The organism is Roseibium album (genome assembly GCF_965233825.1).
GTDB lineage: Bacteria > Pseudomonadota > Alphaproteobacteria > Rhizobiales > Stappiaceae > Roseibium > Roseibium album.
Map to the genome: position 1 here is coordinate 1,662,133 of NZ_OZ247583.1, position 13,893 is coordinate 1,676,025.

Below are 13,893 nucleotides of genomic sequence, written 5' to 3' on the forward strand. Positions count from 1 at the left end.
GTTGAGAAGATACACTTTTTCACTTCAGCAATCTGCGTTGCGGGAGGGGCGCTTGAGGTCTATATCGAGAGATTTACAAGTAACGTAAATTCCTTGCAATCGTTTAGTCAGGTGCGCTTTTTTGGTTTTCACCGGAATCGAGGCAAACATGCCGCCTGGTTCTGCAGCTGCGAACTATTGAAAATAATTTGCGACCTTCCTGATCCCGGAAAATCTTTTTTTCTTTTTCTTCTGCTTGTCTTTGAAACCGAAGCCGATCTTCACGTCTTCTTTGACTGAAAAATCCCTCAGCTTAAGATATTCGCTGATGGCCGACTTGTATTGCCTGTTTTTGACGTCAGCTGTCAGGTTCAGGAATTCCTGTACGACAATCCGGTCGAGAAAAGGGTATCTTGCCTCCATCCCGAAAGACCCGGCAACCATCTCCTCCTTTGAAAGATAGGCAGCTTGTGTGCTCCCGAAGAAGGACGACCAGGGGAATTGACCCAGAAAATTGGTTGGAAACAGGCCGCCGAAATTGCTGTGTGCGAAGAACTTCTTCCCTCCAAAACCGTAGTCGGACACGATCTCGTCGGCACCGCTACCAGACAGGTAAACAAGAGCGCCAGCGTTCTTCGCCTTTGTGCATACCCCGGCCAGCATGAGTGCCGCCTTGTCCGTGTGCACGCTTTTCCCTGTTTCTGTGCGTTCACCGTCGTCATTGATGATGAAATAGGGTTGATCTTCAACGCGGTCCTGCAGCCAGGATCGCAGACCGGTAAGGTCAAGTTCCGTCTCCGACAGAAGCAGCGCTTGGTTGCCGGAAGCCTCGACAGCGGCGAAACGCCGTTGAACCACTTCCGGATCTTCCCGGCCCTCGATCGTGACGCTGATAAAGGTTTTGTTCTGATGAATCAGGGACGCAGCGATCGCCCCGCTGTCGTACCCGCTGGAGAGTCCGACAAAGGCCTTGCCGCGAAGGTGTTTTACCCTTTTTGCAACCGACTTGTCGAATGCCTCGAACCAGTCCGTTAGGTCAGTTTTGTATTGAGCAATGTTGAACGTATAGATCTCTCGTTCCAGGATGCGTTCATTGTTGAATGCATATTCAACCACGTGGTTGGGTTTCAGTGATTTGATATCTGCATACCCTAGCGCTGCAAGCGCTCCCCGGTAGCTTGCAAATCCGAAATCGTCTCCTCGTGAGCCGAAATACAAGGGCTTGGTCCCAAAACAGTCGCGAGCGACAAAGACTGTGCTTTTTTCATAGTCGGCAAGAATGATCGCGAATTCTCCATCCAGCCGGGAAAAGCAACCGACGCCATGTTCCTTGTACATATCGTGGAGAAAGCGGACCTCGGTATTGTAGGAGTCCGGACAGGAATAGATTTCGCCGTTGAACATGATGACGATTTTCTCGTCATCCGACACAAAGGGCTGTGCAACGAAGTCTCCGCGCATCGACAAAAGATTGTGGCAGAAAAAATGGCCGTTCAATGAGAGTGTCGCGGTGCTGTCCGGGCCCCTGAGCGACATCATTGTGTTGAATGCGTCTGTTTCAGGTTCAAGAGTTGAAAAGAGAAAACTGCACATAGTTACCGGACTGACTTGTTGTTGGTTCGATATCCTGACCAGAGGCGGGCTGCCGCGTTCGTCAAAAAGGACGCCCTGCCTTGTAGGGGCATCAAACTTGTTTCCGTGTCCACCAAGTAAATAGTCTCACAGGAGGCGGGTTGACGGTTACTGGCTCTTCAATTGCTCCAAAGGAGCTAGAGTTTCCTCTTCAAGCATCGCTTAGAACACTTTCCAGCCGCTTGATCAACAACCTGTTGTCGAGATTGCCCACAGCGAAACTCCGGCTTGCCTGCCCAATTTTTCCTACATCGATTTTCCCTGAAAGGGCATCGCCAATGAGTCCGCGAAATCCAGTCTCGTTCAGTTCGTCGACCAGAAATCCAGTTTCGCCTTCGCTAACCAACTCGGGAATACCAGCGTGACGTGTCGACAGGACAACGCATCCGCAAGCAAGAGCCTCCTGAATGGAGGTCGGCGCTCCCTCGCCATCGCCTTCGGGGCTGGTGACCGAGTGTTGCAAAAAGAATTCGGATTCCTGCAGGTGCTTCAGAACATTGCCATGGGACTGTTCTCCCAGGAGTTCCACCCGGTCTTCCATGCCCCTGTCGCGAATAATTTGCTGGCACCGTTCCTGCCAGGGACCGCCGCCAAGCATCGAAAGCGTTGCATCCGGAACCGACTTTGCCTCTTCACAAAATGAGCGGACGGTAATGTCCGGCCGTTTCTTGTCAACCAGCCTGCCTATGGCAACAAACTTGTTCTTCTTCTTTTCCACCGGGTGGAACTTGTCCGTGTTGACACCGCTTGGGATGACATGGCTGTTCGGATGCACAAGCCCGTAGCTGGCAAGGTTGTCCTTCAGATATTGCGAGACGAAAAACAGACCTGCCGTTTTTTTGAGAGCACGCGCGGTCAGCCGGCGCTGACGTGCTGAACGGATTCTCATCGTACCGTCGTATCCGCGATAATACGTGAACATGGGAATGCCAATATTGCCGATGCTGCTTATGACTTCTGCACCGATGCAGCCGAATTCGCACAACACGGCATCGACGTTTTCACGGCGCAAAAAATCGATGATGCGCGCCCGCTCGGTCCCGATGAGATTTTTGGTCGGCAAGCCCCTCAGTTTGTTCGTGAACCCGAAAATGGCTTCCATTGCAGCGTCCAGGTTGGAAGCAGTCACACTACTCCGATCGAATACGGTCCGTTTCACGGGTTGGTATTCCGTCTCTTTGCCGGCGCAAACGACAGCCGTCCCGGAGAACAGGTTTTCGATATGAAAATTCACCATCGTGTGGTGTGGATGCATAAAGGCATATGTGAAAATGCAGATTTTTTTCATGTTTGCCAATTCGCTCCGGCTCCGGCATCCCATTTTGAGTGCTTATCTGCCATTGTTCCCGTGCTTGTCTGTGAAAATCAATTGCAGGTACCTGACGACAATGCCGGCTTCAGAATACCGCGCCCGCAAGAATTCTGTTCCCCGACCCGCGAGGTCGGTTGACGCGGTCGACGAAGCGCAAACGGTTCGTATCGACCCCGCGAGCCCCTCCGCATCTCCGCAAGGTGACAGAAGTCCGGTCTTGCCGTGTTCTATCAGCCAGCTTGGACCGGGAGACGCCGTGGCGACAACGGGAAGGCCGGCGTTCCAGCCTTCAAGGACCACATTGCCGAGCGGTTCGTCGTCGGCGGGACAGACCAGGATATCCGAAGCCTTCAGGAATGGCGTGGGATCCTTTTGCCATCCGAGAAAATGCGTTCTCGCCTCGACGCCCAGTTGCTTCGCCAGAAGCTTCATGTCGTTCATCAATTCACCATCACCGATCAGCCAGGCGTGAACGGGATCAGGAAGCCGCGCCAGTGTCTCGATGAGGAGGTCGAAGCGTTTGCGCTGAACAAACCTGCCAAGGGCGATCAGCACGGTCGCATCTTCCGGAGTGTTGAATTCCGACCGATTGACCGGTTGCAGATTGTCCGGCAGCGGATCCACGAAATTGCTGATCATGTGCGCACACTCGGCAGGCCAGCCCAATTCGACGGCCTGCCTGATGATTTCCGGCGTATTGCCGATCAACTGCTGCACATTGCCATAAGTGTGAAAGCCGTCCGGGAAATCACCAAGGCGCAAGAAGGTGCGCATATCCGGTCCGGGCTTCGGCATCCATTTGCTTGCAGGGCTCATCCAGCCCAGTGTCGTGGAAGCGCCGAAATCGCGAATCTCCTTGGACACACCCCAGCGCACGAAGTGGCGCTTCAGGTGCGAGCGGCTGAACTTCAGTTCCCGGACCGTGCAGTGTTCGGCGAGTTCATCGCGCCACGGTCTGTCATGCCGGATGAAGGCGATCTGTTCGACGCCGCGCTTCGCCAGCGCCCGCGACAGCCTTACGAAAAACTTCTCTGCGCCACCGTCGACACCAAGATGAATGTGGGCAAGTTTTGTCGAGCGCTGTGCCACGTCAGTTGCCATCGATCACGTCATAGTAGTTGTGCGCGCGGCCAAGCAGTCCGCGCAGGTTTCCCGACCCTTTCATCAGGCGGATGAGCCCGTAATAAAAGAGTTTTTCCCCCCGCTGGCGCGCGAACGGTTTCAGGCAGAAGCCGAACAAAGTGGCAAGCAGTCCAAAGACCATGCGCCGCGTGCTCTTGGGAATGAAATGCAGCGCCGCCTTGCCTCTCCCCTCACGCAACACGATGTTGAATGCGCCCGAAGTTGCTGCCATGTGCATCCTGCTGAGCAGCCGCTTGGTGGTTACGCGGGAGGCGGGAATGTCTTCTTCGACAAAGGCATCGTCGACCCAGATCATCTTGGCGCCGGCCGCATGGGTCCGGCGGAAAAAGTCAATGTCCTCGCTGCCGAAGGTCAGGCGCTCGTCAAAGCGCAGCCCCAGCCCGTCTGCACGGATTATTCTTGCGTTGATCAGCACGTTGTTGGTGGGCGCTTCGGTGATCTCGGTTCCGGTTGGCCGGGGTTTGAGGAGTTGCGACTTCCACCAGTGCGGCGCAGGTTTTTCGTAGATGCGGCGGACAGGCCCGTTGGCTACCTCGGCTGAAAATGTTTTGCAGGCTTGCAGCAGTTTTTCGATCCAGTCGGGCTCTGCGCGTTCATCGTCATCGATCAGCGCGACCCAATCCGGATCGTGTTCCAGCGCGGCCTCCAGCGCCGTGTTGCGTGCAAAGGGAATGCCCTTGCGCCCCTCGTGATAGAAGAAGACCGGGATCTGCAGAACCGACCTCGCTTCTTCGGCCGAAGCACCGGTGAAGTAGGGTTTGGGATCGTTTTCCACCACCACGATCGAAAGCTCGGTGCTTTCCGGACCGACAAGCCGATCGAGGCTTGCAAGGCACGCCTTGAGCATGTTCGGGCGTTGCGCTGTGCACACGGCAATGACCAGTTTCTGGGTCATGAAGCAGATTTGATCCTTCCGGTTGGCGGCAAAGGTCCTTCGCATGAGCCGGACCCCGGGTTCGGGCAGGGGTTTGGCGCAACTGGGACGCACTGTCAAAGGATTTCGTCAGTCAGCCTTCCCAGAGAGCGACACCCACGCTACGGTCTGTCGCGAGGGTATGCACCCGGGCCCTTTGAACGATTGCGTATTCGCAACAGTGTTTGGGAGGACACGAATGAAGGGAATGATGATGCACCGTCCGCTGAAAATAGCGGACATCATCACCTTTGCCGCGGAAAACTATCCGCTCGGTGAACTCGTCTCCGTTCGAACCGAAGGTGATATCCACAAAACGACCTACCGAGAAACGGCGCGTCGCACCGCGCAGCTGGCCCATGGTCTGAAGTCACTGGGGGTAGCGCAGGGCGACCGGATCGCGACACTTGCCTGGAACGGCTACAGGCATTTCGAACTTTACTACGCGATCTCCGGTATTGGTGCGGTCTGTCACACAATCAATCCGCGGCTTTCAGCCGAGCAGATGATTTACATCATCAATCACGCGCAGGACCGGATCATCTTCTGCGACACCACATTCGTGCCTATCATCGAGAAACTGCGCGACCAGCTGCCGAATGACCTGCGCGTCGTCATCATGACCGAGAGGCAACACATGCCACAGACTTCGATGGAAGATGTGCTGTGTTACGAAGAGCTGCTGGAGGGACAACCTCAGGACATCGGCTGGCCGGATTTCGATGAGAATGAAGCGGCGGGTCTTTGCTACACCTCCGGCACCACGGGAAACCCCAAGGGGACGCTCTTTTCGCACCGTTCGACGGTACTGCACGCCTTTATGCTGTGCGTAACGATTCCGAAGGTTCTGCAGGAAGGTGGCCGCATATTGCCGGTGGTGCCACTCTTTCATGTGAATGCGTGGGGACTGCCCTATGCAGCTCCGCTCTCCGGAGCAAGCCTGGTGTTTCCGGGCGGCGCGCTCGACGGCAAAAGCCTGTTTGAGCTGCTCGACAGGGAAAAGGTCTATTCTGCATGGGGTGTACCGACTGTCTGGCTCGGCCTGATGAATGAAATCACGCAGAGAGGCAACTTGCCGGATGGCTTTGGTGATGTCGTGATCGGAGGTTCTGCAGCGCCGCGCGCGCTCATTGAGGCTTTTGAGACGAAGGGCGTGAACGTCTGTCACGCCTGGGGCATGACAGAAATGAGCCCGGTCGGCACCCAGTGCAACCTGCCGCCGGATATGGCGGATCTGCCGCTTGAAAAACGTATCGATCGCAAGCAGTCCCAGGGGCGCGGTGTGTTCGGCGTGGATATGAAAATCGTCGACGATGCCGGCAATCGATTGCCGCATGACGGCAAGTCACAAGGGCATCTCTACGTGCGCGGCAATACGATCACCTCCGGTTATTTTGAAGATCCGGAGGCTTCAAAACCTGTGTTCGATCAGGATGGATGGTTCTGTACGGGTGATATTGCCAAGATCGACCCGCAAGGGTTTTTGCAGATCACCGACCGGTCGAAGGATCTGATCAAGTCCGGTGGCGAATGGATCAGTTCGCTCGATCTTGAGAACATTGTCATGTCCCATCCAGGCGTCGCCAATTGTGCGGTGATCGCCGTGCCAGATTCCAAATGGGACGAAAGGCCGTTGCTGATTGTCGTTCCCCGGGAAGATGCGCAGCCGCAGGAGGACGAGTTGCGCGGGCTTCTCATGGCCAAGCTCGCAAAATGGCAGGTGCCTGACGAAATTGTCTTCGTGGATCAGCTTCCCCTTACTGCGACAGGCAAGGTTTCCAAGCTGACACTCAGAAAACAGCGTGCCGAGGGCAATTTATGACCCCGGATGCTCTTTTTGGACTTTCTGGAAAATCGGCACTTGTCACAGGTGGCGCGACAGGGGTTGGCCGTATGGCGGCAGAAGGACTGGTTGCTGCCGGTGCCAGGGTTTTCATCGCAAGCCGAAAAGAAGAGGCCTGCGAGGCAGCCGCGGATGACTTGAATGCCGCCGGTTACTCCGGACGGGCAGAGGGTTTTGGCGGGGACGTCGCAACCGAGCAGGGCATTGATGCCCTGGCTGCCGAAATCGGCAATCGTACAGAAAAGCTCGACATATTGATGAACAATGCCGGCACCAGTTGGGGCACGCCGCTGGGCGAGTTTCCATATTTCGCCTGGGAACGGGTCATGCAGCTCAATGTGACAGGTTTGTTCCATCTGACCCAGAAACTCCTGCCCCTGCTGGAAACTGCAGCAAGCGATGACGATCCCGCGCGCGTCGTCAATGTCGGATCCGTCATGGGGGAATTACCGCATGGCGATCGCGCCTACAGCTACGCAGCCTCCAAGGCGGCAGTCCACCACCTGACGAAGATTCTCGCCAAGGAACTGGCTGACAGGCGGATTACGGTCAACGCACTGGCTCCCGGACCATTCGTCAGCAAGATGACCGCCTTCGCGACGGAAGATGAACAAGTCCGGAGCCGGGTCGGCGCACAGGTTCCACTCGGTAGGGTCGGCCGCAGGGAAGACATTGCTGCGGCCCTGCAATACCTGTGCGGTCGCGGCGGGGCTTACGTCACCGGCGCAATCCTCCCGATCAGCGGAGGTATAAACGTCGAAACCGGACCGGACCTGTTCCAGGAGGCCTATGCGTGACTGCGAGTGAGGATGCGCGCGCACTTACGGTCGATAAGCTGAAATCATTGATCGGTGAGGATGTCGGGGTGTCGTCCTGGTACCTGATTGATCAGGCGCGCATCGACTCCTTTGCCGACGTGACGCAGGATCACCAGTTCATTCATGTCGACCCGGAAAACGCTGCCAAGACCCCGTTTGGCGGAACGATAGCGCACGGCTTTCTGACATTGTCCCTGCTCTCGGTCATGGGCCAGGAGGCGCAGCCGAAAATCTCCGGATCTCGCCTGGGCATCAATTACGGTTTCGACCGGGTCAGGTTCCTTTCTCCAGTGAAGGCCGGGCAAAAGGTTCGTGGTCGTTTCGTCCTGGCAAAGGTGAACGAAATCAGGCCAGGTGAGGTTGATCTTCTCTGGCAGGCAACCGTGGAAATCGAAGGCGAGACCCGTCCCGCGCTCAAGGCTGATTGGCTCAACAGGTTCTATCTGGTCCGCAATGAGGAGAAACAGCCAGCATGCTGAAGGCGCGAACGCTTCCAACTGTCTTGCAGGACATGCGAATTCCGGCAGTGGCGGCGCCACTTTTCATCGTCTCGTGCCCGGATCTCGTGATTGCGCAGTGCAAGGCCGGGATCATCGGCAGCTTTCCGGCACTCAATGCCCGGGATGAACCAGGCGGTCCGGTGTTGCTCGAGATATGGCTTAAGAAGATTACCGAAGAGCTTGACCGCCATAATCAGGCAAATCCGGATCGGCCGGCGGCGCCGTTCGCCGTCAACCAGATCGTCCACCGGTCCAATGACCGGCTCGAACGGGATGTCGAAATCTGTGCGAAGTGGAAAGTTCCGGTCTGGATCACGTCCATGGGTGCGCGGGTCGAGGTCAACGACGCCGCTCATTCGTGCGGGGGCATTGCGCTTCATGATGTCATCAACAACACCTATGCAAAAAAGGCGGTGGGCAAGGGCGCCGACGGACTGATCGCGGTTGCGGCAGGGGCGGGCGGTCACGGCGGGCCACAATCGCCATTTGCCCTTGTGCGCGAGATCCGCGAGTGGTTCGACGGCCCATTGTTGCTTGCAGGAGCGGTCTCCACAGGTGAAGCTCTTTTGGCGGCTCGCGTGCTGGGGGCCGATTTCGGTTATGTCGGCTCACCCTTCGTGGCAACGAACGAAGCCAATGCCGACCCGGTCTACAAGGAGATGATGGTGAAGGCAGCAGCGGAAGACGTCCTGACGTCATCCCTGTTCACCGGGCATCCGGCCAACTACCTCAAAGGGTCGTTGACACGGGTCGGTCTCGACCCGGACAACTTGCCGCCGGACTGGGATGTGAGCGTCATGCCGGACGATGGTCCACTGCCGAAGGCCTGGCGGGAAATCTGGGGCGCGGGGCAGGGGATCGGAGCGATCAAGTCGGTCGGACCGGCAGCGGCCGTGGTTGATCGTCTGGAACGTGAATACCGGGATGCTTGCGAACGCATGCGAGAGATCATTTAGGGAGACGTCATGGATCTGGGCATATCGGACCGGGTGCGGCCGCTCATCGAGCAGGTCCGGCAGATGGTCGAGGAAGAGATTGCACCGCTGGATATCGAGTTTCATCACGAGGTTGGCGGGCATCCGTCCGGAGACCGGTTCCAGCATACGCCGCGGCAGCTGGAAATTCTGGAAACCCTCAAGACGAAGGCGAAGGAACGCGGGCTCTGGAATTTCTGGCTGACCGACAGCGAAAGAGGCTTCGGGCTGTCCACCGTCGAATATGCCTATCTCGCGGAGGAAATGGGCAAGGTCGGGATCGCCGCCGAGGTCTTCAATTGCAATGCACCCGACACCGGCAACATGGAGGTGCTTGAGCGCTATGGGTCGCAGGTGCACAAGGAGCGCTGGCTGAAACCGCTTCTGGAGGGAACGATCCGCTCCGCATACCTGATGAGCGAGCCGGACGTCGCCTCGTCCGATGCCACCAACATTGCGCTGAGCGCGGCCCGCGACGGGGATGACTGGATCCTCAACGGCGAAAAATGGTGGGCGACCGGGGCGGGAGATCCGCGTTGCAGGCTCTATATCGTCATGGCTTCAACAGATCCGTCTGCCCACAAACACAGCCGGCATTCCATGTTCCTGGTGCCGAGCGATGCCGACGGGATTGAAGTCCTGCGACCGATGCAGGTCTTTGGAGCAGATGATGCCCCGCATGGCCACATGCATATCCGTTTCACCGATGTCCGGGTTCCGGCGGAAGATCTGGTGCTCGGCGAGGGACAGGGCTTCGAGGTTGCGCAGGGCCGTCTTGGTCCGGGCCGCATCCACCACTGCATGCGGGCGATCGGTCAGGCCGAAATGGCGCTTGAACTCCTGTGCAAACGGGCCATGAACCGGCAGGCATTCGGCAGGAAACTGACCGATCTCGGTGCCAACTACGACATCATCGCCGACGCGCGCATGGAGATCGAGATGGCGCGTCTGCTCTGTCTGAAGGCGGCCTGGATGATGGATACCAGGGGAACGCGCGCCGCCCAGCCCTGGATCAGCAAGATCAAGGTCGTCGCGCCCCTGATGGCGCTGAAAATCGTCGACGAGGCCATGCAGGTTCATGGCGCAGCCGGCATCAGCCAGGACTTCCCGCTTGCTGCCATGTGGACTCACCTGCGGACCCTGAGATTCGCGGACGGTCCGGACGCCGTGCATCGACGTCAGGTGGCCCGCACGGAGCTGCGGAAGTATACCAATGACAGGATCTGATGATGGCACCTGCCGGTTCGGAACTGGACTTGAAGGCACTAGCCGATTGGCTGAACCGGAATCTCGACGGATTTGCAGGGCCGGTACAGGCTGAAAAATTCAATCGGGGCCAGTCCAACCCGACATTCCGATTAACGTCAGCTTCCGGCAATTATGTCCTGCGCCGCAAACCGCCCGGTGTCCTGCTGAAATCCGCTCATGCAGTCGACCGGGAATTCCGGGTTCAACACGCTCTCGCGGGCTCCAATGTCCCGGTCGCGAAGATGCATGTCCTGTGTGAGGACGACAGAATTCTCGGGTCGGCCTTCTATGTCATGGAACTGGTGAGGGGCCGGAACTTCGACGATCCGAGGCTGCCCGGACTCGATAAGACCCTGCGGACCGGCATCTACGACAGCATGAACCGGGTTGTGGCGGCCATTCACGCGATTGACCTGGCGGCGGTTGGCCTTTCGGACTTCGGGCCTGAGGGAAACTACTACAGACGCCAGATCGATCGCTGGACCAAGCAGTATCGTGCCAGCGAAACCGAACAAATCGCAGCAATGGACATGCTGATCGATTGGCTCGACAAAAACGTACCGGACGACGACGGCAAGAGGACTCTGGTTCACGGTGACTATCGTATCGACAATCTTCTTTTTGCCGAAAATGGCCCCGAGTGTGTGGCCGTTCTGGACTGGGAACTTTCGACAATCGGCCATCCCTTCGCGGACCTTGCCGCCCTGATCATGCAGTGGCAACGGCCTCCGGGAAATGAGGGGCGGGGTCTCGCAGGGGTCGACCGGGCGATGCTGGGTATTCCCGGGGATGAGGCCTTCATCGACGCCTATTGCGCGCGCATGGGGCTGCCCGGCATTCCGGGTTTCGGCTTTTACCTCGCCTTTGCCTTTTTCCGCATGGGTGCGATCCTCCAGGGCGTCAAGAAGCGATCCCTTGACGGCAATGCTTCCAATCCGGAACTGGGATTGAAGCTCGGGGCCAGTGTACCCGAATACGCAAAAGGCGGGCTGGAAGCGGCGAAATCTGCTTGAATCCAAACCGCCGATACTTGATGTCCCGAACGGTGCTGAAACCCCGTTTTGTTGTCCCGGGCGCCGCGCAGCGAAGATCCGGGATCCAGTAATTGCATTTGTTTGTGGGTTTACCGGAAAACGCCGGCGTTTTGGATCCCGGTCCTGGCCCAGGCGCCACATCGGGATGACAACCGGAGAAACCAACGTCACGAAAGATGGGCCTCATGTACCGGAATTCGTGACACTTCCTGCAAGACAGCGCTACTCGCTTCCACAGGACGAGGTCGTGGCCAAGTCAACACCCAAAGATGTTTCAGCTCTGCTCATTCATCTCGGCAAAGGTCCCACCGCTTTCAGCCAGCTTCCGCAGCAACGCCGGAACCTGCCAGTAATACGCGTCTTCCTGCGCATAGTCCTCGATCCGCCGAACCAGTTCCGCCGCACCGATCTGGTCCGCGGTGTGCATCGGGCCGCCGCGGAAGCGCGGGAAGCCGTAGCCGAACAGGAAGACTGCATCGATGTCGACAGGCCTGAGTGCGATGCCTTCCTGAAGGACGCGCGTTGCTTCCAGGATCATTGCGGTGATGAAGCGGCTGACAATCTCGTCTTCGGCAAAGGTCCTTGGTGAAACGCCTGCCTTGGCGCGCTCTGCGTCGATAATTGCAAGCGCGGCCGGATTGGGGCGGGTGCCCTCTGCGTCGTAGATGTAAAAACCCTGTCCGGTCTTGCGTCCGAACCAGCCCTTTTCGCAAATCTCGTCGGCGATCGGAATGTAGCGCTCTTCGGCAGGGCGCGTCGCCGCGCGGCGTTTGTTGGCAGCCCAGCTGATATCAAGACCGGCAAGGTCGGCCACCTGGTAGGGGCCCATGGCGAAGCCGAAGCCGGTGATCGCCTTGTCGATTTCCTCCGGCGAAGCACCATCCATCATCATGTAGTCGGCCGCCTTCTTGTAGAAGGTCATGATCCGGTTGCCGATGAAGCCGTCGCAGACACCTGAGCGAACCGCGATCTTCTTCAGTTTCTTTGCAAGGGCGAAGCCGGTGGCAACCGCGTCCGCGCCGGTCTTTTCGGCAACGACCACTTCCATGAGCCGCATGATGTGGGCAGGGGAAAAGAAGTGCAGTCCGATGACATCCCCCGGCCGGCTGGTCGCCGCCGCAATCTGGTCGATGTCGAGATAGGAGGTGTTGGACGCAAGAATGGCGCCTTGTCTGGCCACCTTGTCGAGCGTTCCGAAGATCTCGCGTTTGACACCCATGTCCTCGAACACGGCCTCGATGATGAGGTCGGCGTCCGACAAGGCATCAAGTTCCGTCGCCGTTGAGAGCTTGGAGGAAAGAATTTCATCCCGGGCCCCGGCGCCTAGCTTTCCGCGTTTCACGGCACCGTCGAGATTGGCTCCTATTGTCGATGTGCCCCGGTCGAGACCGGCCTTGTCCCGCTCGGTCATGGTCACTTGAAACCCGGCAAGGAGAGCGGCGGTCGCGATGCCGGAGCCCATCGTGCCGCCGCCGATGACACCGATTTTCCGGATGTCACGCGGCGTGGCGGAGGATTCCGGAACCTTGGCGACCGCGCGTTCTGCGAAGAAGGCGTGGACCAGGCCACCCCGTTGCGGACTGTCCATGCAGTCGTTGAAAAGACGGCGTTCCTCCTTGAGGCCCTCCTCGCGCGGCAGTCTGCTGGCCTCGACCGCATCGACGCATTTGTGCGGCGAAAACAGCAGCCGTTGCGTTTTTGCCAGTTTGTCGCGCATCGCGGTCAGCGCCTGCGGGTCGTCTGCAACGGTAAGGTCGCATGTGCGTCTGCTTGCCAGTTCGCCGTCGAGCAATTCCCTGGCTGCGGTCAGGGCAACCTCGCGCGGCGCGCCGTCTGCAATTTGATCAATCAGTCCCTGTTCCAGCGCCTGGTTTGCCGAAATGGGTTTGCCGCTCGTGATGAGATCGAGCGCCGCTTTTATGCCGGCAAGACGAGGTGCGCGCTGGGTGCCGCCGGCACCGGGCAGAATTCCGAGGGAGACTTCGGGCAGCCCGACCTTTGTACCGGCAAGGGCGACACGTGCATGACTGGCGAGGGCGACCTCCAGTCCACCGCCGAGCGTTGTGCCGTGAAGAACGCAAACGACGGGTGTCTTGCAGTCTTCAATGAAATTACACAGGTCGGGAAGCCAGGGATCCCTGGGAGGTTTGCCGAACTCCCGGATATCCGCGCCGGCAATGAAGGTCCGGCCTTCGCCGTAGATGGCGATAACCTTGATCTCCGGCTCGTTCTGCAGAGTTTCGATGGCCTGCCAGAGGCCGGAGCGCACCGCATGCGAGGCGGCATTCACGGGCGGATTGTTCAGCGCAACGAGCGCGATCCCGCCCTGCCTGTCGATCGACACGACGTCGTTGATACCGGTCAAACCGGTCTCTGATCCTGATTTCATGAAATCCTCCCGAAACCGCCCGGAACAGGCGCTCTTTCGCCGGAATTTTCAGTTCCGGACTACAGTTGTCAAGTTGTCCAAAGGGTGTGACCCGAATATCCGTTACTG

The 13,893-nt window shown here is 58.0% G+C and carries 11 protein-coding genes; 6 read left to right on the forward strand and 5 right to left on the reverse strand.

Translation table 11 applies throughout. The annotated features are described in order from the left end of the window. Window positions 1–174 precede the first annotated feature (174 nt). The 4 genes from ACO6TI_RS07735 to ACO6TI_RS07750 form a co-directional block, all read right to left on the reverse strand. Complete coding sequence (locus ACO6TI_RS07735; RefSeq protein ID WP_422384677.1) at window positions 175–1,518, reverse strand: asparagine synthase-related protein; 1,344 nt, start codon at window positions 1,516–1,518, stop codon at window positions 175–177. Window positions 1,519–1,762: 244 nt separating this feature from the next. Then, a complete protein-coding gene (locus ACO6TI_RS07740; protein ID WP_159100655.1) occupies window positions 1,763–2,899 on the reverse strand; it encodes a glycosyltransferase in 1,137 nt (378 codons plus the stop codon). A 42-nt stretch (window positions 2,900–2,941) separates the two neighbouring features. Next, window positions 2,942–4,024, reverse strand: coding sequence for a glycosyltransferase (locus ACO6TI_RS07745; protein ID WP_422384678.1), 1,083 nt, complete (start codon window positions 4,022–4,024; stop codon window positions 2,942–2,944). After that, window positions 4,014–4,961, reverse strand: a complete 948-nt coding sequence (locus tag ACO6TI_RS07750; RefSeq protein ID WP_159100656.1) for a glycosyltransferase family 2 protein — start codon at window positions 4,959–4,961, stop codon at window positions 4,014–4,016. The genes ACO6TI_RS07745 and ACO6TI_RS07750 overlap by 11 nt, the downstream gene beginning before the upstream one ends. A 217-nt stretch (window positions 4,962–5,178) precedes the next feature. Here ACO6TI_RS07750 and ACO6TI_RS07755 point away from each other — a divergent pair, with 217 nt between their 5' ends. From ACO6TI_RS07755 to ACO6TI_RS07780, 6 genes are read left to right on the forward strand one after another with little or no spacing between them, the layout of a single operon-like run. Next, complete coding sequence (locus ACO6TI_RS07755) at window positions 5,179–6,801, forward strand: long-chain fatty acid--CoA ligase (RefSeq protein WP_422384679.1); 1,623 nt, start codon at window positions 5,179–5,181, stop codon at window positions 6,799–6,801. Continuing rightward, window positions 6,798–7,619 (forward strand): SDR family NAD(P)-dependent oxidoreductase, encoded by an 822-nt coding sequence (locus ACO6TI_RS07760; protein ID WP_422384680.1) that lies wholly within the window; start codon window positions 6,798–6,800, stop codon window positions 7,617–7,619. Before ACO6TI_RS07755 ends, ACO6TI_RS07760 begins: the two co-directional genes overlap by 4 nt. Then, window positions 7,616–8,119, forward strand: coding sequence for a MaoC family dehydratase (locus ACO6TI_RS07765; protein ID WP_196878135.1), 504 nt, complete (start codon window positions 7,616–7,618; stop codon window positions 8,117–8,119). Before ACO6TI_RS07760 ends, ACO6TI_RS07765 begins: the two co-directional genes overlap by 4 nt. Further along, entirely contained in the window at window positions 8,113–9,096 is a 984-nt protein-coding gene (locus ACO6TI_RS07770) for an NAD(P)H-dependent flavin oxidoreductase (RefSeq protein ID WP_055391942.1), read from the forward strand. The genes ACO6TI_RS07765 and ACO6TI_RS07770 overlap by 7 nt, the downstream gene beginning before the upstream one ends. A gap of 9 nt (window positions 9,097–9,105) precedes the next feature. Then, window positions 9,106–10,341 carry an acyl-CoA dehydrogenase family protein gene (locus tag ACO6TI_RS07775; protein WP_104705464.1) on the forward strand — a complete coding sequence of 412 codons (1,236 nt, stop codon included), beginning with the start codon at window positions 9,106–9,108 and terminating at the stop codon, window positions 10,339–10,341. Beyond that, window positions 10,341–11,375, forward strand: a complete 1,035-nt coding sequence (locus ACO6TI_RS07780; protein WP_422384681.1) for a phosphotransferase family protein — start codon at window positions 10,341–10,343, stop codon at window positions 11,373–11,375. The genes ACO6TI_RS07775 and ACO6TI_RS07780 overlap by 1 nt, the downstream gene beginning before the upstream one ends. 295 nt (window positions 11,376–11,670) lie before the next feature. Here the strand turns inward: ACO6TI_RS07780 and ACO6TI_RS07785 are convergent, their stop codons facing one another. Then, window positions 11,671–13,785 (reverse strand): 3-hydroxyacyl-CoA dehydrogenase NAD-binding domain-containing protein, encoded by a 2,115-nt coding sequence (locus ACO6TI_RS07785; RefSeq protein WP_422384682.1) that lies wholly within the window; start codon window positions 13,783–13,785, stop codon window positions 11,671–11,673. Window positions 13,786–13,893: the final 108 nt, after the last annotated feature.